Raw genomic sequence first — 1,287 nt, 5'->3', positions numbered from 1 at the left:
GGCTCATCGCAGAAGAGGGTGTAGTTGGGGTCTGAAGCCGCCGGTGTCGGGTAGTGATCTGGTGATGTAGTTGGTGAGGTTGCGAAAGCCCAGGGCGGTGCCGTGCAAATGTTCCAGCCGGCCATTGATGGCCTCTGTGGGTCCGTTGCTGGTGTGAGGTCGGTCGAAGTAGGCGAGCACGTCGGTGGCCCGCCGCGTGAGGGTCCGGCCGAGAGTGATCAGTTCGGTGAGTGCGGCGGGCACGCCGCGGCCGAGTGCCGTGATCACTGCGGCCAGTTCGGCTTTGCCGGCGCGTCGGTCGGGGTCGCGGTAGGCGGTCACGATGCGCTGGTAGATGCCCCAGGTGGCCTGCACCTGCACGTGCTGCTCGTCGGCGAACGCGGTGGCCAGCCGCTGTCGTTGCCGGTCGGTGAGTAGCTCGTCGCCGGTGCGCAGGGCTCGTCGGATGCCGTAGAGCGGGTCACCGGTCCGGCCGCGGTGCCCGCAGGTGTCTTGTTGAGTTCGTTGGCGGCAGCGGTCCAGGGCGTCGCCGGCCAGGGCGACGACGTGGAAGGGGTCCATCACCGCCACCGCCTCGGGGATCTCTTCAGCGGCGGCGGTCTTGAACCCGGTGAATCCGTCCATTGCCACGACCTCGATCCCCTTGCGGAACGCTGGGGTCTGAGTATCGAGCCAGGTCTTGAGGACCTGCTTGGAGCGGCCGGTGATCATGTCCAGCAGCCGTGCCGGTCCGGTCCCTTCACGGACCGGGGTCAGGTCGATGATGACGGTGACAAATTTGTCGCCGCGGCGGGTGTGGCGCCACGCGTGCTCGTCCACCCCCAAGACCCGGACCCCGTCCAAGCGGGTCGGGTCAGCGATCAGCAGGTCATGCCCGGCAGACAGGGCGGCGTCGTTGGCGGTGTGCCACGAGACGCCCAGCGCGGCAGCGATCCGGGCGATCGACATCCGATCGATCACCAGGCTCTTCAACGCCCACAACACCGCCTGGGTCGACAGTTTCGCCCCCGGCGCAGCCGCGGCGGCAGTGTCCTGACGCCAGACCCGCCCGCACCCCGTGCACTGGTAGCGGCGCACCCGCAGCTGCAGGATCGTCGGCCGCCACCCGAGCGGGACATGCGTCACGCGGCGCGTCACGCTGTCGCGCGGCACGCCCCGGCAGCCGCAGGAATGGCACCAGTCATCAGCCTCAGAGACCCGGCATTCGAGCACCGCATGATCGGGCTGCAACTGCTGACCAGTCACCACCAAACCGAGGCCATCCAGTCGGCAGAACGTCGTCAGGTC

General features: G+C 68.4%; 1 protein-coding gene. It reads right to left on the bottom strand.

Going from position 1 to position 1,287, the window contains the following annotated elements:
• Window positions 1–3: 3 nt before the first annotated feature.
• On the bottom strand, window positions 4–1,287 hold a 1,284-nt coding region (locus RM423_RS24760), incomplete at its 5' end, for an ISL3 family transposase (RefSeq protein WP_311425699.1).

Origin of the sequence: Jatrophihabitans lederbergiae, from assembly GCF_031845305.1 — a bacterium.
Classification (GTDB): domain Bacteria; phylum Actinomycetota; class Actinomycetes; order Mycobacteriales; family Jatrophihabitantaceae; genus Jatrophihabitans_A; species Jatrophihabitans_A lederbergiae.
The sequence above is the reverse complement of the archived record's forward strand: the minus strand, read 5'-3'. Positions and strand labels throughout refer to the sequence as shown.